General features: G+C 29.8%; 20 protein-coding genes and 1 tRNA gene. 9 read left to right on the top strand and 12 right to left on the bottom strand.

The genetic code is table 11. The features are described 5' to 3' along the window. Positions 1 to 25: 25 nt before the first annotated feature. Positions 26 to 685, bottom strand: a complete 660-nt coding sequence (locus tag BMY86_RS10000; RefSeq protein WP_091468517.1) for an alpha/beta hydrolase family protein — start codon at positions 683 to 685, stop codon at positions 26 to 28. 204 nt (positions 686 to 889) lie between these two features. Between BMY86_RS10000 and BMY86_RS09995 the strand changes: the two genes are divergently transcribed. Further along, a complete protein-coding gene (locus BMY86_RS09995; RefSeq protein WP_091468513.1) occupies positions 890 to 1,180 on the top strand; it encodes an N-acetyltransferase in 291 nt (96 codons plus the stop codon). A 59-nt stretch (positions 1,181 to 1,239) separates the two neighbouring features. On the opposite strand, the gene BMY86_RS09990 is transcribed toward BMY86_RS09995, so the two are convergent. The 3 genes from BMY86_RS09990 to mtaB all read right to left on the bottom strand — a co-directional run bounded on the left by BMY86_RS09990 (position 1,240) and on the right by mtaB (position 5,077). Beyond that, the gene (locus tag BMY86_RS09990; RefSeq protein ID WP_091468511.1) at positions 1,240 to 2,775 is read right to left on the bottom strand and encodes a hypothetical protein; all 1,536 of its coding nucleotides are present in this window, start codon (positions 2,773 to 2,775) and stop codon (positions 1,240 to 1,242) included. A 49-nt stretch (positions 2,776 to 2,824) separates the two neighbouring features. Next, entirely contained in the window at positions 2,825 to 3,574 is a 750-nt protein-coding gene (locus tag BMY86_RS09985) for a hypothetical protein (protein WP_245745650.1), read from the bottom strand. Positions 3,575 to 3,748: 174 nt separating this feature from the next. Next, on the bottom strand, positions 3,749 to 5,077 hold the full coding sequence (mtaB, locus tag BMY86_RS09980; RefSeq protein WP_091468715.1) for a tRNA (N(6)-L-threonylcarbamoyladenosine(37)-C(2))-methylthiotransferase MtaB: 1,329 nt from the start codon (positions 5,075 to 5,077) through the stop codon (positions 3,749 to 3,751). A 271-nt stretch (positions 5,078 to 5,348) separates the two neighbouring features. Here mtaB and BMY86_RS09975 point away from each other — a divergent pair, with 271 nt between their 5' ends. The 4 genes from BMY86_RS09975 (at position 5,349) to BMY86_RS09960 (ending at position 7,539) form a co-directional block, all read left to right on the top strand. Further along, entirely contained in the window at positions 5,349 to 5,600 is a 252-nt protein-coding gene (locus tag BMY86_RS09975) for a type B 50S ribosomal protein L31 (RefSeq protein ID WP_091468508.1), read from the top strand. 105 nt (positions 5,601 to 5,705) lie between these two features. After that, a complete protein-coding gene (locus BMY86_RS09970; RefSeq protein ID WP_091468504.1) occupies positions 5,706 to 6,878 on the top strand; it encodes a GlmU family protein in 1,173 nt (390 codons plus the stop codon). Further along, complete coding sequence (locus tag BMY86_RS09965; protein WP_091468502.1) at positions 6,878 to 7,207, top strand: hypothetical protein; 330 nt, start codon at positions 6,878 to 6,880, stop codon at positions 7,205 to 7,207. The genes BMY86_RS09970 and BMY86_RS09965 overlap by 1 nt, the downstream gene beginning before the upstream one ends. A 2-nt stretch (positions 7,208 to 7,209) precedes the next feature. Continuing rightward, on the top strand, positions 7,210 to 7,539 hold the full coding sequence (locus BMY86_RS09960) for a hypothetical protein (RefSeq protein ID WP_091468499.1): 330 nt from the start codon (positions 7,210 to 7,212) through the stop codon (positions 7,537 to 7,539). Between the two features lie 43 nt (positions 7,540 to 7,582). Here BMY86_RS09960 and BMY86_RS09955 read toward each other — a convergent pair whose 3' ends face one another. The 3 genes from BMY86_RS09955 to BMY86_RS09945 all read right to left on the bottom strand — a co-directional run bounded on the left by BMY86_RS09955 (position 7,583) and on the right by BMY86_RS09945 (position 9,887). Further along, complete coding sequence (locus BMY86_RS09955) at positions 7,583 to 7,795, bottom strand: hypothetical protein (RefSeq protein WP_091468496.1); 213 nt, start codon at positions 7,793 to 7,795, stop codon at positions 7,583 to 7,585. Between the two features lies 1 nt (position 7,796). Beyond that, on the bottom strand, positions 7,797 to 8,234 hold the full coding sequence (locus BMY86_RS09950) for an SRPBCC family protein (protein ID WP_091468492.1): 438 nt from the start codon (positions 8,232 to 8,234) through the stop codon (positions 7,797 to 7,799). Between the two features lie 87 nt (positions 8,235 to 8,321). Then, positions 8,322 to 9,887 (bottom strand): protein adenylyltransferase SelO, encoded by a 1,566-nt coding sequence (locus BMY86_RS09945; protein ID WP_091468490.1) that lies wholly within the window; start codon positions 9,885 to 9,887, stop codon positions 8,322 to 8,324. Between the two features lie 111 nt (positions 9,888 to 9,998). Here BMY86_RS09945 and BMY86_RS09940 point away from each other — a divergent pair, with 111 nt between their 5' ends. Continuing rightward, positions 9,999 to 11,483, top strand: coding sequence for an aminotransferase class V-fold PLP-dependent enzyme (locus BMY86_RS09940; protein WP_091468487.1), 1,485 nt, complete (start codon positions 9,999 to 10,001; stop codon positions 11,481 to 11,483). 115 nt (positions 11,484 to 11,598) lie between these two features. Here the strand turns inward: BMY86_RS09940 and BMY86_RS09935 are convergent, their stop codons facing one another. After that, positions 11,599 to 12,471 carry a lysophospholipid acyltransferase family protein gene (locus tag BMY86_RS09935; RefSeq protein WP_091468482.1) on the bottom strand — a complete coding sequence of 291 codons (873 nt, stop codon included), beginning with the start codon at positions 12,469 to 12,471 and terminating at the stop codon, positions 11,599 to 11,601. 72 nt (positions 12,472 to 12,543) lie between these two features. Here BMY86_RS09935 and BMY86_RS09930 point away from each other — a divergent pair, with 72 nt between their 5' ends. Genes BMY86_RS09930 through BMY86_RS09920 form a run of 3 tightly spaced genes read left to right on the top strand, consistent with a single transcriptional unit; the run spans position 12,544 to position 14,927 of the window. Next, positions 12,544 to 13,182, top strand: coding sequence for a rhomboid family intramembrane serine protease (locus BMY86_RS09930; RefSeq protein ID WP_091468479.1), 639 nt, complete (start codon positions 12,544 to 12,546; stop codon positions 13,180 to 13,182). A 45-nt stretch (positions 13,183 to 13,227) separates the two neighbouring features. After that, positions 13,228 to 13,923 carry an SIMPL domain-containing protein gene (locus tag BMY86_RS09925; RefSeq protein ID WP_091468476.1) on the top strand — a complete coding sequence of 232 codons (696 nt, stop codon included), beginning with the start codon at positions 13,228 to 13,230 and terminating at the stop codon, positions 13,921 to 13,923. After that, positions 13,923 to 14,927 carry a tetratricopeptide repeat protein gene (locus tag BMY86_RS09920; RefSeq protein WP_091468473.1) on the top strand — a complete coding sequence of 335 codons (1,005 nt, stop codon included), beginning with the start codon at positions 13,923 to 13,925 and terminating at the stop codon, positions 14,925 to 14,927. Before BMY86_RS09925 ends, BMY86_RS09920 begins: the two co-directional genes overlap by 1 nt. A gap of 240 nt (positions 14,928 to 15,167) precedes the next feature. Here the strand turns inward: BMY86_RS09920 and BMY86_RS09915 are convergent. The 4 genes from BMY86_RS09915 to BMY86_RS09900 form a co-directional block, all read right to left on the bottom strand. Next, a tRNA-Tyr gene (locus BMY86_RS09915) sits at positions 15,168 to 15,248 on the bottom strand. A 161-nt stretch (positions 15,249 to 15,409) separates the two neighbouring features. Next, entirely contained in the window at positions 15,410 to 16,516 is a 1,107-nt protein-coding gene (locus tag BMY86_RS09910) for a TlpA disulfide reductase family protein (protein WP_091468469.1), read from the bottom strand. Between the two features lie 66 nt (positions 16,517 to 16,582). Continuing rightward, complete coding sequence (locus tag BMY86_RS09905; RefSeq protein ID WP_091468466.1) at positions 16,583 to 17,989, bottom strand: MBL fold metallo-hydrolase; 1,407 nt, start codon at positions 17,987 to 17,989, stop codon at positions 16,583 to 16,585. Positions 17,990 to 18,060: 71 nt separating this feature from the next. Beyond that, complete coding sequence (locus BMY86_RS09900) at positions 18,061 to 18,693, bottom strand: Crp/Fnr family transcriptional regulator (RefSeq protein WP_091468463.1); 633 nt, start codon at positions 18,691 to 18,693, stop codon at positions 18,061 to 18,063. Positions 18,694 to 18,788: the final 95 nt, after the last annotated feature.

Genomic DNA, 18,788 nt, shown 5'->3' with positions numbered 1-18,788 from the left:
AAGTGTAATGAAAGTTGCACAAGAACTATTCCAAAATCAATTTAGGCAAGTTTTCATTAAACCATTTGTGTCTGTTAACAATCATAATATGTGTACCGCCTTCTAAAACAATACAATTTTTTATTTTACTGATTGGAAACACCATATCGTCATTGCCATGTATATGAATAACCTTTTCATCAGGAACACTTCTTTGCCATAATAAAACATTTTCAATGGCCCAATCGAGGTATTTGGTTTGTTTCATGTACAAATATTTATTGTATAATTGCACGCGTTTAGCAAGTAAGCCTCTGCCTTTAACATATCTTGATAAATAATTAACTTTTCCGAGTAGGCTAGTAGGTAAAACTTTGTAAAATTTTGTTGCTTTGGCTAATTTCATATGAATCGGTAATTCTTGATTACTTTTTACACTTGAAATAATTATTACTTTTTGTGTTTTTACAAAAGCTGCCATTTCTTGAACCATAATTCCGCCAAAAGAAACACCAATTAGAACAATGTTTTCATGATTAATTTTTTCACACATACGTTTTGCATATTCTTGAATGGATTCATTGTGTTTGGGTAAAATCCATTCTAAAAAATAAACTTCAAATTGATCTTCGGGTAATTTTATGTATTCAAATATTTCAACACTTGCTGCTAAGCCTGGAACAAAATATACGGGAATTTTCGACATGTGCGTATTGGTTTTATGCTTTAAAATTATGATATAAATTTAATTTTGTGTAATTTTTATCGGTTAAAAATTCATTTTTTGTTAAATTTTTTCTATTATGATGATATTCATTCAATTAGTACTTGACAATCTTGTTTATTATTCGTAAATTTGCAAAATATTTAACAGACCATTAAGATTTGTTAGGAAAAAAATCGAAAATCTATGCTAGTTGAGGAAATTAAAGACAACGAATTGTTAAGACAATTTGAAACAAAAACGGATAACGGACTATTAACAATTGAGTACGCTATTCAAGAGCGAAAAATATTTTTAACTAAACTTTGTGCCAGCGAAAATGAAGAAGAAGAAAGAGTAAATGATTTTATTATTTCTGTTTTAGATATTGCACAAGAACGTAAATTTAAAGTGGTACCAACCAATACTAAAATTGTTTCTTTTTTTAGAAAAAATAAAAGATTTCAAGAATTACTTCCTCCTGGAATTAAAATATAATGTTTTGAAGTAGATAAACAAAAAACGCCCAATGAAAATTGGGCGTTTTTTTATTTAGTTTATGTTGTTACAAACTCTATTTGTTTTTTGTGTTGTTCAATTTGAAATTTATTGAAATTATCCCATCGTGTAAAAGTTGCTCTTTTTTGTTGACTCATCGCATCGATACAAGTGTTTTTATCTTTATAAATATCGTGTAAAACGTCTAAAATTTTAAAGAAAAAAGCATCTAATAAAACTATAGAATTAAATTCTGATTTTAATGATTCATTTGCATTTATATGATTCGTAAGTTGCAATAAATCTAAAACTTCTGCTTTTTCATCAGTAGTCATTTCAGTAGTATATCCGTGCTTTAACGATTTGAAAATTAAGTCGTTCCATGCCTTACTGTCGTGTCCCCACATTACATTGTCAACATGCAAAGAATGTTCGCAAATTAACAACAAAGAATACAATACATCTTCTAAATAGGAGATAGGGAACTCGTCAAAGCTTCTAAATTCGAAACCACTTTGGTACATTTTTTCTTGATTGAAATCTAATCCAACTTCCGAAAGTAAATTGTACTCCATGTCGTTTTCTATTTGATCGCGCCACCAAATATTTTCTTCTTGTGTAAACTTTAATAATTTTCTAAAATCTTCAACTTTATAGGTTAAGATTTTACCTTTTGACATGGCTTTGTTGTAAGTTCCCACACCAATATAACGCGACATAGCATTTCGCATCGAACCTAACGCGTAATTTTTGTTTAGATTAAACTTTTCGCTAATTACACCCATTATATCTGGACTACCTAAAGTAGCAATATAAAGAGGTTGAAACCATTGTAATAAATACATGGCATTTCCATGAATTTTATCAAAGGCATCGTAATCTACAATTCGACTATGTTCGGTTAGAGTAGGTAAGGTGATGTGAAAATGATAGGTACCATTATTAAATAAAACGATGTTTTCTCTGTTAGATAAAAACATGTTTAATCCACTGTTGTATTTAGGAAAATCAAGTTTTTCGCTTAGAACTTTTGATTCATTGATTTTATTAATGAATATATTTTTGGTATTGATCAATTCATTACAAGATTCTTCAATGGTTCTGTTTTCAAAATATTTAGTTACAAACTCAATAGAATCACCATCAAAACAAACCGAACCCATTGGATTGGTTTTAGTAGTAACCATGCTACTAATATTAAAGGGTTGTTTTTCTAAAAAATTTTCTAATATACTTTTCCCTAAATAATCTGGATTTTCAATCGTTTCTACACTAACACTACCATTATCTGGAGCTTCTACAGCTATTTTTCGGGCTATTGTTTTGTGATTGAAATTTGAATCTAATTTCTCTAAAGAATGACTATTAACCATTCTGCTGATGAAATAATTTTTATCTTTTTCAAAAGCAGTTTCTAAAGCTAACGATAAGCTTCCTGGCTTGTAATAAGTCGTATAATCTAAACTATAGCGTTCTCGTCCTACTTTATTATGTATAAAATCACCTGACACTATTTGAGGTTCTTGAAATTGTAAGTAGGTTTCGTTTTCTAATCCAATTCCCCAGTAAATTTTTTTAGTCAGATTTTCTTTCATTTATACGTTGATTTTTTATAGTTTATTAATGTGTGTGTTTTAGATTTTTTTATTCGTGATAGTAGAAAACATGCGAAGAATAACGCTCATGATTCCACCAATCTTTTCGTGCTCTAGCAAAATAATTATAGTTTATTTTACCCGCTTGAGATTGTAAAGGGTATTTTACAACACCATTTTCTCGAAATGCTTTTTTAGTTTTTGTTTCTGGAACAATCGGTACAATATGTCCAGATAACCCAACTTTTCTTCTTTTAGCGCAAATGATTCCTACGCCGCCTTCGTTGTTTACTTTATTTTGGATTTCGTCTAAATCGGTCATTCTTTTCCATCCAAAACTGGCTCCCCAAGTTAAAAACCAATCGTGTATAGCACTTGAATAAATGTTGTCAACTGTTTCTCCAAATATTGGTTCTACTTCTTCACCATTTAAAACACGTTGAAGTGCTTCTTCCGTCCACCAGATAGTTGGTAAATATACTTTTGAAAAATAACAATAATCAAATGAATAAACATTACAATACGTATCTTCAATCGTTCTTTGGTATCGAGTGTTTTTTGTAACGTTTAACGTATCGATTAATTGACGTAAACTTTCTTTTTTTGTTTCTAAATTCGTTAAATCCCTATAAGGAATACCTTCATCACTAAGTGGATGAATTTTCATTAAATAAGAATCTAATCTTGAATCAGGATGTGGTAATAATTCTGCTTTTTTTATTCTATTGTCAGCTTTTGTTACTTCTACAAGAGTTTTTATTTCTGATGATGTAATCGTATTTTTCATTACTGCTTTCATTTTTTATTCCATTTTCTATAAAGAAAAAAGGCAATTTTATTGTTTTGAAATATACTAGTTTTTTTTAATTCTTGTGAAATAAATTAACTAATGTTTCAAAATCTTTGAAAAAAATAACATTTAAAAAAATGTAAGCGAACTAAAATTCTTTCTAATAGATTAAAAATAAATAATTTACGCTAATTGATTAACGAATTCCATTCTAACACTGCCATCTTCATCAATTCTTGTAAGATTGATTTCATGAAGCGTGTTTACCAATTCTGGGTTCCAAGGCGTTTTTACTTTAACATAGTTTTCCGTAAAACCGTGAATGTAACCTTCTTTATTTTCACTTTCAAATAAAACCGTTCTTGCTGTTCCAATCTGACTTTCATAAAAAGCACGACGTTTTTTTACTGAAAGTCCACGTAACATTTTACTTCTTTTACTTCGAACATTTGGAGGAACAACACCTTCCATATTAGCAGCTTCCGTATTGTCTCGTTCACTATATGTAAAAACGTGTAAATATGAAATATCTAATTGATTTAAGTAATTGTATGTTTCTAAAAAGTGTTCATCTGTTTCACCAGGAAAACCAACTATAACATCAACCCCAATACAAGCGTGTGGCATTACTTCTCGAATTTTGTTAACTCGTTCAGTATATACTTCACGTTGGTAACGACGTTTCATTTTACCTAAAATTTCATTGCTACCACTTTGTAAAGGTATATGAAAATGCGGTACAAAAGTTCTGCTTTTACTTACGAATTCAATTGTTTCGTTTTTCAATAGATTTGGTTCAATACTTGAAATACGTAATCGTTCGATACCTTCAACTTCGTCTAAAGCTTGAACTAATTCTAAAAAAGTATGTTCGTGTTTTTTGTTTCCAAATTCACCTTTACCGTAATCACCAATGTTTACACCGGTTAGAACGATTTCTTTAATGTCTTGTTGAGAAATTTCTTTAGCGTTTTTCAATACATTTTCCAATGCATCACTTCTAGAAATTCCACGCGCTAACGGAATGGTACAATAGGTACATTTATAATCGCAACCATCTTGAACTTTAAGAAAAGCACGCGTTCTGTCGCCAATTGAATAACTGCCTACATAAAAATCGGCTTCTTCAATTTCACAACTGTGTACTTCGCCCATATCATTTTTAGATAGGTCGTTAATATAATCGGTAATTTTAAATTTTTCGGTAGCACCCAAAACTAAGTCAACGCCATCAACAGCGGCCAATTCTTCAGGTTTTAATTGCGCATAACAACCTACGGCAGCAACAAATGCTTTGTCGTTAAGTTTCATCGCTTTTTTCACAATTTGTTTAAATTGTTTATCAGCATTTTCGGTTACCGAACAGGTGTTTATTACATAAATATCGGCAACTTCTTCAAAATCAACTCTATCAAAACCTTCATTTTGAAAATCTCTAGCAATTGTAGAAGTTTCAGAGAAGTTTAATTTGCACCCTAACGTGTAGAATGCGACTTTCTTTTTATTTTCCATAAGTAAACTCAATCAATGAAATCGTTGTCAAAAAATTGAGGTTGCAAAATTACACATATTTTTAAAATTGTAAATAGTTTAGAATCATATTTTTAAGTTTTTTTGAAAATCAAAATAAAAATAATCTCAATAAGTTTGCAGTATTGTGGAATATTACTATATTTGCACTCTGAAATAAAAAATAAATTAACAAAAGGTTATAAGGCGTTTACACCTTTTTTAAGTAAAAGCCGCGAAACAAATTATAATCATACCTTAAAAGATTTACAAAATGAGAAAAGGAATTCACCCAGAAAATTACAGATTAGTCGCTTTTAAAGACATGTCTAACGATGATATCTTCATCACAAAATCAACAGTTGAAACTAAAGAAACGATCACTCACGAAGGTGTTGAGTACCCAGTTTTCAAAATGGAGATTTCTAGAACTTCTCACCCGTTTTATACAGGTAAATCTAAACTTATCGATACTGCAGGACGTATTGATAAATTCAAAAATAAATACGCTAAATTCCAAAAATAATAGGAATTTCAAATTATATCTAAAGCCTCGATTTTTTCGAGGCTTTTTTATTTTTATCTATCGGAAAACTTTTGTTTCTTTGATAAATATTAAATACGACTAAAAATGAACTATATACTTTTTGATGGTCCTCATCGTAACGCTTTATTACCTTTTACATTTACTAGACCTGTTGCCGATATTCGTGTTGGGATATTAACTATTCGTGAAAAATGGGAAAAATATCTAGGGTATACCACTACAACCATTACGGAAGAATATTTATCGGATAAATGGCCAATGGTTGAAATGGAAACTAATGTGATGATTAATGCTTCGTTTTTACCTAATGAAGTATTGGTTGAAATGGTTAAGAATTTAGAATTGAATCAAGCTATTTTTCATGAAGATGAAGTTGTTGCTTTTTTTGCTAATGAAGGTGAAGAAGTAGATTTTGATAGCTTTGATGTGATTGAATATACTGATGAATGCATCAAAATAGAGAATACATGGGATATTTTCCAGAAAAATGATGCTGCTATTCGTGAAGATTTTGAATTATTAACCGAAGATCGTTTCTCGCAACCGATTCCGAAAAGTGTAAATGTAATTGCGCCAGAGAATATTTTTATTGAAGAAGGAGCACAATTAGAATTTGTAACCTTAAATGCTTCAACTGGGCCAATTTATATTGGTAAAAATTCAGAAATAATGGAAGGTTCTGTTATTCGTGGACCGTTTGCTTTATGTGAATCAGGAAGAGTGAAATTAGCAACTAAAGTATATGGTGCTACTACCGTCGGACCACATTCTGTAATTGGTGGAGAAGTAAATAATTCTGTTCTAATTGGATATTCAAATAAAGGTCATGATGGTTTTTTAGGAAATTCTGTATTAGGAGAATGGTGTAATATAGGTGCCGATAGTAATAATTCTAATTTAAAAAACAACTACGAAGAAGTGAAACTTTGGAGTTATGAAACAGAAAACTTTGCCAAAACAGGATTACAATTTTGTGGTTTAATGATGGGCGATCACAGTAAATGCGGAATTAATACTATGTTTAATACAGGAACTGTAGTAGGAGTAAGTGCAAACATATTTGGAGCTGGTTTCCCAAGAAATTTTGTACCTAGTTTTAGTTGGGGTGGTGCCAGTGGATTTATGACATACATCACTAAGAAAGCATTCGAAACGGCTAAAATTGTAATGGCTAGACGTAATGTAGAATTTTCTGAACAAGACGCTAAAATTTTAGAACACGTTTTTGAAGAAACTAAAAAATATAGAAAAGAGTAGTGGATGGTTTAATAATAAATGTTGCAATTTTATTCATTTTTGCAATTTATATTTATAAAATATCCTATTATTACGATTATAGGTATATTGGAAATGTAATCCGATTTGTTGTTTTTTATTTAATAATTTCAAGTATAGTTGATTATTTATTATGTTTTACTTTTGATGAAACTTATAATACAACAACTATATTTTTCCTAATAATTTTTAGTATTTGTTTAATAACAACATTATTATATAGAAGTTTTTTAGTGAATAAATTTGGAACAGAAGAACGATTTGCAAGCTCAGAAGAAATTGAAGATATAGGAACAAACAACGACGAATAATTATGTTTGGAATTTTATTATTATACTGGATAGGAAAATATTTTTACGATTTAGCTAAAGAATACAATAAACACAAATGGGGACATGCAATTTTAGCCATAGCAACCTATTATGGAGTAATGCTTTTAGTAGTGGTAATTTTTACCTTAATAATTTTGATTTTTGGAATTGATTTTGATATTGAAAGAAACGAAACGACAGTAAGTTATTCCGCAATTCCATTTGGATTGCTTGGTGCTTATGGTTTGTACAAGTTTTTAGAACAAAAATGGAAACGAGAATATGTTAATCCAGCTGCTGAAATTGATTCAATTGGAACAATAGAAGAATAAAATAAAAAACCTCAAATTTTATTAGAATTTGAGGTTTTTTGTTTTAATCTTCATGTCCGCATAGTGAATAGCCTAATTCAATGGCTTCAGATTTTGAGACTGATTTTATTTCGTGTTTGCAGTTTTTTAATGCTCCACAACCTCTGTCTAAATGATATTTACTAGCTGTTTTACTCACACAAATATAAACAGTAATGCTGCTTTCGGATTGAAATCCTAAAGAAAGAATTGCACAAAGAATTATTAGTTTTTTCATCTTAGTTCTCGCTTAAGTTTTTAACCAATTCCATTGCTTTAGGCATTGTTGAATTGAAAAACGAAACATATTGTTCTAAAGCATCTATTGAAACAGTTACAATTGTTTTTCCGTTTTTTTCGCTTAATTCGTAATTTTCAAAAGAATCTGTCCAATTTTTTGTTTCTTCATCTATAGGCATTTCTTTATAGTCTTTTATGTTTCCAATGTGATTGAACGACATGAATTTATTATCAATTTTTTTATGAATCTTACTATACATGCCATCACCACTAGGAGATAAAAAATGAATGGTGTCACCTTCATTCCAATTACTTACAGCATAACTTCCTTCACAAAAAGCAGTTGTCCATTTTCTATAAGTAGCATCCTCCCACAAAACGTTCCAAACTTTATTTGCTGGCGCATTGATTTCTATTTTGAATTCTAATTTTTCCATACTTCTTGAAGAATTTTTCTTATTTATAAATGTAAATATTTTATTAATTCCAAAAGTCTAATTTTCTAAAAATCTAAGTTATCAATATTAAGAACTACAACTTAGCATTGAACTTCCAATTTTTTCTCTTGCCCAATCTGGTCGTTTGTTGTACCATTTTTCAAATTCAGGCTGTTCATTGTACGGATTTAATACTAAATTATACAACTCATCCACTAAAGAATAATCTTCTTTATCGGCTAATTCAATAGCCATTTGAGCCATGTAATTTCGTAAAACATACTTTGGATTCACAGAGTTTATCAATGTTTTTCGATCTTCATCAGAAAGAGTTTCTTCTTTCAAAACGTTCAAATAGTTTTCAAACCAAAATTTCCATGTTTCTTCAATCAATCCTCTAACTTCTAGTGGGAAATAGAATGAAAAACTTATTTTTTCCAAACATTCTTCTACTGAATCTGTTTTCTTAATTAGATTCAGATTTCTGAAAAATATTGTAAAATCGGTTTCTGTTTGTTCTAAATTATGCAATAATTGTTGAATAAGTTGCTCCGTTTGTTCGTTTTTTGAAGTAATCCCAATTTTTTTCAACATCATTTCGTAAAAATCTGCATCGTATTGTTTGGCGAAATTATTCAAAATCGTTTCTAAAGGTTCTGCTTCTTCAATTAAAGGATATAAGGCATTTGCTAATTGGTATAAATTCCACAATGCAATATTAGCCTGATTTCCAAAACGATATCTTCTTCCTTCAGCATCTGTTGTATTTGGCGTCCAATTCGGGTCAAATCCTTCTAACCAACCATAAGGTCCGTAATCTATTGTAATACCATGAATACTCATATTGTCTGTATTCATTACACCATGAACAAATCCAACTCGTTGCCAATGCACAATCATTTTTCTTGTATTTTCAGCAACTTGCTTGAAAAAAGCTATGTATTTTTCTTTTCCATTTTCCTGAATTTCAGAATAATAATTGGAAATTGTATAATCGGCCAGTAATTTTAAATTTTCGATATCATTTTGTGAAGAGAACAATTCGAAACTTCCAAAACGGATGAAACTAGGTGCAACTCGACAAACGATTGCCCCTTTTTCCATGGCTGGATTTCCGTTATACATCACATCTCGTAACACTTCATCACCTGTTAAAATCAACGATAACGAACGTGTTGTAGGTACGCCTAAATGAAACATCGCCTCACTACATAAATGTTCACGAATAGAAGATCGTAAAACAGCTAAACCATCTGCTCGACGCGAATAGGGAGTAGCTCCAGCGCCTTTTAATTGTAAAGTGAAGGTTTGATTGTTGTGTTCAATTTCTCCTAAAACGATTGCTCTTCCATCGCCTAATTGTCCGGCCCAATTTCCAAATTGATGTCCAGCATAATTCATGGCAAAAGGTTTAGAATTTGAAATTATTTCAGCACCAGAAACCAATTTTAAAAAGGTGTCTGATTGAATAAATTCATCTGAAAAGCCTAATAATTGCTGTACTTCTTTAGAACTATGTATTAATTTAGGTTGACCTGGAATTCTTGGAGTAACAAATGAAAAAGCCGCTTTTGGAACTTGACGGGTATAGTTTTCTGAAATTTCGTCAGCTGGGAGATTATTTGTAAATTTATGTAAAAATTGAATCGACATTTTATAGAAATATCTAACAAAGTTAAATAATTTAGTTAGTATAACATTGAAATTGATTTTTGAAATTGATTTTTGGAATGGAAACTGTATATTTGCAGCAAATTACACAACATGAATGCAACAGAAACGAAATCGAAATTAGAGCTTTACTTTCAACAGTTTAGAGAAAATATTATTGGAATTAATCAATCTTTTGTTTCGCCTTTTGGAGAAAAAAATATTGTTTATACTGATTGGACTGCAAGTGGGAGATTGTATCAACCTATTGAAGAAAGAATGATGCATACTTTCGGACCTTTTGTTGCTAATACACATACTGAAACTTCTATTACCGGTACGGCTATGACAATGGCGTATCATGAAGCGCGACATATCATTAAACATCACGTAAATGCTAATGATAATGATGTTCTTATTACTGATGGAACAGGTATGACAGGTGTTGTGAATAAATTACAACGTATTTTAGGTTTAAGAATTACTGAAAACTTAAAGGAATTTACTTCAATTCCAAAAGAAATTAAACCAATTGTATTCATTTCTCATATGGAACACCATTCTAATCAAACTTCTTGGTTAGAAACTATTGCAGATGTTGTAGTAATTCCAGCAAATGAAGAAGGTTTATTTTGTTTAGAAACTTTTAAAGAATTAGTCAATCAATATAAAGACAGAAGTTTTAAAATTGCTTCAATTACTTCATGTTCAAATGTAACGGGTATTAAAACCCCTTATCATGAAGTAGCAAAAATTATGCATCAAAATAATGGTGTGTGTTTTGTAGATTTCGCTTGTTCTGGACCTTATGTAGAAATAAACATGCATCCAGAAGATAAAGAAGCGTATTTAGATGCTATTTTCTTTTCTCCACATAAATTTTTAGGCGGACCTGGTACTTGTGGTGTTTTGGTTTTCAATAAGGAATTATACAAAAACAATGTGCCTGATTGCCCTGGTGGCGGAACGGTAAGTTGGACAAATCCTTGGGGAGAACATCAATACATCGATAATATCGAAGATAGAGAAGACGGTGGTACACCTGGATTCTTACAAGTTATTAAAACGGCTTTAGCTATTCAGTTAAAGGAAAAAATGGGTGTTCAAAATATTTTAGATAGAGAACACGAATTAGTGGATTATATTTTTGAACGATTATCGCCTGTTGAAAATATTACAATTTTAGCCGGACAACATAAAGATAGATTAGGTGTAATTTCTTTTTATATTGATGATTTACACTTCAATTTAGGGGTAAAATTATTAAATGATAAATTCGGAATTCAAGTTCGTGGAGGATGCAGTTGTGCTGGAACTTACGGACATTATTTACTTCATGTAGATCAGGAAACTTCAAATTCTATTACTTGCAGTATTAATGAAGGTGATTTAACCAATAAACCAGGTTGGATTCGTATGTCGATTCATCCAACAACAACTACTGAAGAAATTCAATTAGTTTGTGATGCAATTATAGAATTAGCTGAAAAATTCCCAACTTGGAAAGAAGATTATATTTACAATCCAGCTAAAAATGACTTCAGTCATAAAAACGACACTAAGCCAGAAGTAGCAATGGTTAAGAGTTGGTTTAATTAATGTTTGCAGTCTCAGTTTTCAGTAAAGTCTACATAGTTTAAACTGAACACTGAGACTGAACACTGAGACTGAACACTGAGACTGAACACTGAGACTGAACACTGAGACTGATTACTTATCTCTGATGTTTCCATCGTTTATGTGTCCATAAGTAATATTCAGGAGCATCATAAATCTGTTGTTCTACTAGTTTTAAAAACTTGTCTGTTAAATCGTAATTTGGAAATTCTTTAGTGTTTCCATCTGCTAAAACTTCAAAACTAGCTTTATAATAACCACGTTTAAGTTTAGTTGTTTTTAGGAAAATTACATTCATGTCGTATTTTTTGGCAAGCATTTCTCCACCAGTATGTACTGGAACTTCAACACCCATGAATTTTTGCCAATGATGTGTGGCATTTAATTTTGGTGATTGATCACTAACTAAACCATAAATACTAAGTCTTTTAGATCTAAAATTATCAGCCATAGTTGGAATAGTTTGTTTGGTATCAATCAATTCAGCATTAAATTTTGAACGTATTTTACGAACTAATTTATCAAAATACGGATTAGCTACTTGTTTGTAAACACCATACGCCTTGTGGTTTACATAGTAATTCATAGATACGGCCCATTCATAACTGGCATAATGTGCGCAAAGTAAAGCAATGCTTTTTCCTTTCTTTTCTAAATCGTGATACACTTCCATATTTTCGAAAGTATAGCGTTTTTCAATTTCTTTTTTCGAAATAGTTAGTGTTTTTACCATTTCTAAGAACATATCACACATATGCGAATAAAACTTTTTCTCAACTTTTAATTGCTCTTCTTTAGACAAATGCGGTAAAGCTAAGGCAATGTTATTTCGAACTACTTTTTTTCGATAACCAATTACATTATAAACCACAAAGTATACAAAATCGGAAAACAAATAAAGAATTGGGAAAGGTAAAATTGAAATTAACCAAATGATTGGATAAACCAGTATATATATTAGAAATTGCATGTATCTTTTTTTACAAATATACACTTTTGTTATTTTAATAAATATCATATCTTTATATAAATTAATAATTTTATGTTTTCAATATCTACAATAATTATTGCTGTTACAGCAATTTTAACCTATCAAGGTTTTTCTAATCCTGATTTTTTTAATAAGTATAAATTCAATATTTCAGCTGTCCGAAGTGGAGAACAATATAGAATGCTAACATCTGGTTTTTTACATGCCGATTGGTTTCATTTTGCTTTTAATATGTTCAGTTTTTGGAGTTTTACTAATGTTTTGGAAATTTATTTTAATAGTATTCAAATACTAATCATTTATATTGGGAGTATGTTTTTGGGTAGTTTTTTATCTTTAAGATTGCATCAAAATGAACCTCATTATTCGGCTATTGGAGCTTCTGGAGCGGTTTCTGGAGTGATTTATAGTGCGATATTATTACATCCGGAAAGTTCTGTTTATCTTTTTGGAGCTCTTAAAATTCCAGGATTTTTATTTGCCATTTTATATTTAAGTTATTCAATTTTTGGGATGAAAGGAAGGTTTGATAATATTGGTCATACTGCTCATTTTGGTGGAGCAGTTGGTGGTTTATTTTTCACATTAATGCTAAAACCAATTTTATTAAATGAAAGATTAATGTTTATTGGACTGATGCTCATACCAATAGTAGTTTTGTATTTTATTGTTAGAAAAGATAAGTTGTAATTGGCACGTTATTTGAATTCAAATCGGAAACTAAATAAATAGATTATGAGAAAAATAATTTTAGTATTAACATTAATTACAACAATGAGTGTTATGAGTCAGGAAGCGCAAAAACAAGTTCCGCAAATTTCTATTTCTGGAGAAGGAAAGGTTAAAATTACGCCAGATATTGCAGTAATTCAATTGGGAGTTCAAAATAATGGGAAAGATGCTAAAGAAGTAAAGACTTTAAATGATGTAACAATTGATAAAGTTATTAAGTATATCAAAAAGTTCGGTATTCCAACTGCAGATTATCAAACCACACAAATGAGTTTATATAAAAACTACGATTACGATAAGAAAAAATATTCTTATCAAGCCAATCAAACAATTTGTGTTACATTAAAAGATATTTCTAAATACGATGCATTTATGATGGATGTAATGGATACCGGAATTAACGTTATTAATGGCGTTGAATTTAAATCTTCTAAAATGGAGACCTATGAAACAGAAGCAAGAAAAAAAGCCATTTTAAACGCTAAGAAAAAGGCAGACGATTATGTTTCAGTATTACCAGGTCAAAAAGTAGGTAAAGCGATATTAATTTCTGATAATTCGTATACTAACTACCCAAGACCAGTTTATATGGCAAAAGGAATGATGGCTGAAGCATCTGCAGATATGCCAAGAGAAACGTTAGCAGTTGGAGAAATTGAAATTATTTGTAATGTAAGTGTAAGTTTTGTTTTGGAGTAATGATTAGAATAGGTTTTATATTATTAATTGCAAGTTTTGGATTTGCACAACAGTCAAAAGAAGAACTATTCAATGAATCAATTAGATTTTGTAAATTAGATGATCATAAAAATGTAATTTTAAATCTTGATAAATATATAGTTTTAGATAGCACTAATTTTGATATTTACTATAGAAGGGGCTATTCAAAACTTATGATAAAAGAGTATGAAAGTTCCATTGTTGATTTTAATAAAGCGTTATTTTTAAATCAAAATCATCAAGGCTCTTTATATAATAAAGCTGTAGCATTAAAAGAAATAAATAAAAGAGATGAAGCTGTTGATTGCTTAAATAAATTAATTGAATTAAATCCTAATGAGTTTAATGTTTATTTAAGAAGAGGTGAGATTTTTTTTGATAAGGAATTATTTGATAAAGCATTATCTGATTTTTTAATTGCTGATAAATTAAATCCAAATTATAATCATACTGTAAATTTGCTGGCGTTAACACATTATTTTAAAAAAAATTATAAGGAAGCATTAATTGGATTTAATAAAGTTGTAGAAAAAGATGAACTTTTTTATAAAGTATATGAAAATAGAGCGAATGTGTATTGTGCTTTAGGTGAATATTTAAAAGCTATTAAAGATTATGATAAAGCGATAGAATTAAATCCAAGTGGTGATGTATATAATAATAGAGCTTATAGTAAATATCTTGCAAATGATTTAAATGGAGCTTTGAAGGATTATGAAAATGCAATTTTATTAAATCCAAAGAATGAAAAATATTTTCACGATAGAGGAATGATATATAATAAATTGGGAAAGTTGAACGAAGCTTTAGAAGATTATACAAAAGCAATATCAATTAATCCAAAATTAAAAGAAGCATATATAAATAGAGCAGTTGTTAAGTATAAATTAAAAGATTTGGACGGTGCTTGTAAAGATGCTAAAATGGCAAAAGAATTAGGATTTGATACAAGTAAATTTTATAGTTTTGTTTCATGTAAATAATATTAAAAAGCACTTCAAATGAAGTGCTTTTTTTGTAGAGAGCTGGATTACTCCACTTTGTTCCGTGATCCTGAGTAAGGTGAACCTTACTCAAACTAAATGAAACAAAAAAAGCACTCAAGTAAACTTGGTGCTTTTTCTTTATCCATTTATTTTGTGGGGAGAGTAGTCCCGAAATTTCGGGAGAATCTACGATATTTTCTAAATAAAAAAAGCACTTCAAATGAAGTGCTTAATTTGTGGGGAGAGCAGGATTCGAACCTGCGAAGGTTTCCCAACGGATTTACAGTCCGTCCTCGTTGGCCGCTTGAGTATCTCCCCAACTCGCTTTTTTAGAGTGGTGCAAATATATAATTGTTTTTCTTAGTTGCAAACATATTTTACAACATTTTTTTAAATATTTTGTAAAACGTTGATTATGAAATATAAAAAAATCCGTCTCAATTTACTTGAAACGGATTTTTTATTTGTTTTGGTGTTTTTTATTTTAAAAGCTCAGCAATTTTTGCTTTTAATTCATCACCATGTAAGTTTTTAGCAATGATAATTCCTTGTGCATCTAACAAAAATGTAGCTGGAATTTCTTCAACTTGATACATTTTAGCAATTGGATCTTCCCATTTTTTTAGATTAGAAACATGTGTCCATGTTAATTTATCTTTTTCAATAGCTTTTTTCCAAGAGTCAATATTATCATCTAAGGAAACACCTATAATGTTTAATCCTTTTGCATGAAATTCGTTATATAAAGCTACTATATTTGGATTTTCAGCTCTACAAGGAGGACACCAAGAAGCCCAAAAATCGATGATGGTTACTTTTCCTAAACTTTCCTTTAAAGAAACTAATTTTCCGTCTGGTGTTTTAGCTGAAAAGTCTGCTGCTTTATTTACTTTTTTTTTTCCAGTATTTGGATTTAATACTTTATTAATTCTAATACCTGACTTAGTATTTTTTAATTCTTCTGAAAACTTATTATAATGCGTTTTTGCTTCATTTGCGGGCATATTACCTCTTATAGCAAAATTTTCTAGAACAATTAAAGCAATAAAATTTTTGTTGTTTTTAATATAGTTTGGAGTGAAATCAATTAAATTTTGACGAATTTTTTTAATTTCAGTTGTCAATTTCTCTATTGTTACTTGGTCATTTTTTGCAGTAGCTTCATTATAAGCTGATTGATTTTTCATAGCAAAATCATTCATTTCTTTATTCAATTTAATGATGTCATTGTTGAATTTTTGTAAATCATCATTATTTTCAGTACCAGAAATTTTTGGAGCAAAAATAGAATCTTTGTTTATTTTTATATCTATTGAACCATTTTCTAAAACAAACGGAAATATACATTGAATTGCAGGAATTTTAATAAATGCGATATCTAATGAATCTGCTTTTCCTTTAAATTCAAATTTTCCATCTTTAATTTTAACAGAGTCAATAACTTTTGGTTTGTCACCATTTTGAATTTCTATATAAACATAATCTGCTCCTTTATGATTTTTAATGTCTCCTGAAATTGTATAATCTTCTTTTTTGCATGATACTAAAAATGTAGCAGCGATTAATGTAATTAGAATTTTCTTCATTTTAAATTGAAATTTTTAAATTTTGGGCAAATGTATTAAATTATTATGTATTTGATCTTTTGTTTTTTATAAAGTAGATGGACAAACAAATTTTGTTAGTTTAACACTAGTATTTCTTATACCAGCCATTCCTTTTTCTATGTTGATTAAGTTGTGATATCCTTTAGCTTTCATAATTGAAGCCCAAATTACCGAACGATATCCACCTGCACAATGTACATAGAAAGTTTCTTCTTTAGGAACTTCGGCAAAGCTATCATGTAAATAATCTAATGGAATGTTTTTAGCGTTTTCAATATGCTCAGCATTAAATTCACCTGGTCTTCTAGCGTCAATTACTATAGCATTTTCAACATTTTCAGCAAATGTTTCAGGAGTAACTGATTGTAAAGAATCTGTTTCAAATCCGGCATTTTTCCAAGATGCAATTCCACCTTTTAAATAACCTAGAGTATTATCAAAACCAACACGAGATAAACGAGTAATTGTTTCTTCTTCTTTACCTTCAGGAGTAACTAGTAAAATGGGTTGTTTTACGTCTTTAATAACGGCACCAACCCAAGGAGCAAATTGTCCGTTTAATCCAATAAATATAGATGCAGGAATATGTTCTTCAATGAAGTCGTATTCGTTTCTAACATCTAAAATAATAGCTTCATTTTGTTCGGCTACTAATCTAAAAGCTGAAGGATCTAAAGCAGTGTTTCCTTTATTTACAACTGTTTCTAAACTTTCATATCCTTGAATGTTCATCATTACATTCTGAGGGAAATAGGCTGGAGGAGGAGCTAAACCATCTAATAATTCTGCTTTAAACTCTTCTTTAGTCATATCAGCACGTAAAGCATAATTCGTTTTTTTCTGATTCCCTAAAGTATCAGTAGTTTCTTTACTCATGTTTTTTCCACAAGCACTTCCAGCACCATGACTAGGATATACAATTAAATTATCAGCTAAAGGCATGATTTTATTTCGTAAAGAATCGAATAAATAACCTGCTAAAACATCCTGATTTAAATCTTTTACTAAAGCCTGTGCTAAATCAGGTCGGCCAACATCTCCAATAAATAAAGTGTCACCTGTAATTATTCCATGTTCTTTACCATTTTCATCAATTAATAAATAACAGGTACTTTCTAAAGTATGACCTGGTGTATGAATAACTCTTATAGTATAATTTCCAAGTTTAAATTCTTGGTTATCAGTAGCGCTAATAAAATCGAAATTAGGTTTAGCAGTTGGTCCATATACTATTTGCGCTCCCGTTTTTTTAGCTAAATCTAAATGTCCAGAAACGAAATCAGCATGAAAATGTGTTTCAAAAATGTATTTTATTTTAGCGTTGTCTTTTTCCGCTCTATCAATGTATGGTTGTACTTCTCTTAACGGGTCAAAAATGGCAACTTCACCATTACTTTCTAAATAATAAGCAGCTTGAGCGATACAGCTCGTATATATTTGTTCGATTTTCATTTGATTAATTTTTTAGCAAATTTAGTGGTTTTGAATTTTAAAAAAACTGATTTATATCAGTATTAACATTTTTAAAATTTTAGGACTTCAATTTTATTACGATGTAATTTTATCTTACCATCAATTTCCAATCCTTTTAATAATCGAGAAACTACAACTCTAGAAGTATGCATTTCCGAAGCAATTTCTTGATGTGTATTCGCAATTTCTGTGTTTCCTAAAACTTTTACTTTGTCAACAAGATATTTATAGATACGTTCATCTAAATTTTTAAAAGCTAAAGTATCAATGGCTTCAAGCATTTCATTGAAACGAATGTTATAACTTTCTAAAACATAATTTCTCCATGTTTTGTATTTGGTTAGCCAAGTTTCCATATATTCAACTGGAATCATTAACATTTCGCCATCCGTTTCAGCAACAGCTCTAATTTTACTTTTGCTTTTACCCATACAACAATTCATGGTCATGGCACAAGTATCACCTCTTTCTAAAAAGTATAGTAAAAATTCATCTCCTTTTTCATCTTCACGCAATATCTTAATAGCACCACTTAATAATAAAGGCATGAATAAAATGGCATCACCAATTTCAATTAAATAATCATCCGATTTGAATTTTCTATATTGTGCTACTTTGATTATTTCTTCAATTAATTCATCTTCAAACAAATAACCATAAGCGTTTTCTAGAAGTTCTCTCATCTTTTTCTTTATTTTTTTGTAAAGATACTCTATAAAATATAAATAAAAAAACACCAATAAATTGCTCTATTGGTGTTCTAAATGTTATCGAATTA

It is taken from the genome of Flavobacterium urocaniciphilum (assembly GCF_900110615.1).
Taxonomy (GTDB): Bacteria; Bacteroidota; Bacteroidia; order Flavobacteriales; family Flavobacteriaceae; genus Flavobacterium; species Flavobacterium urocaniciphilum.
This window is presented reverse-complemented; position numbering and strand designations above follow the sequence as displayed.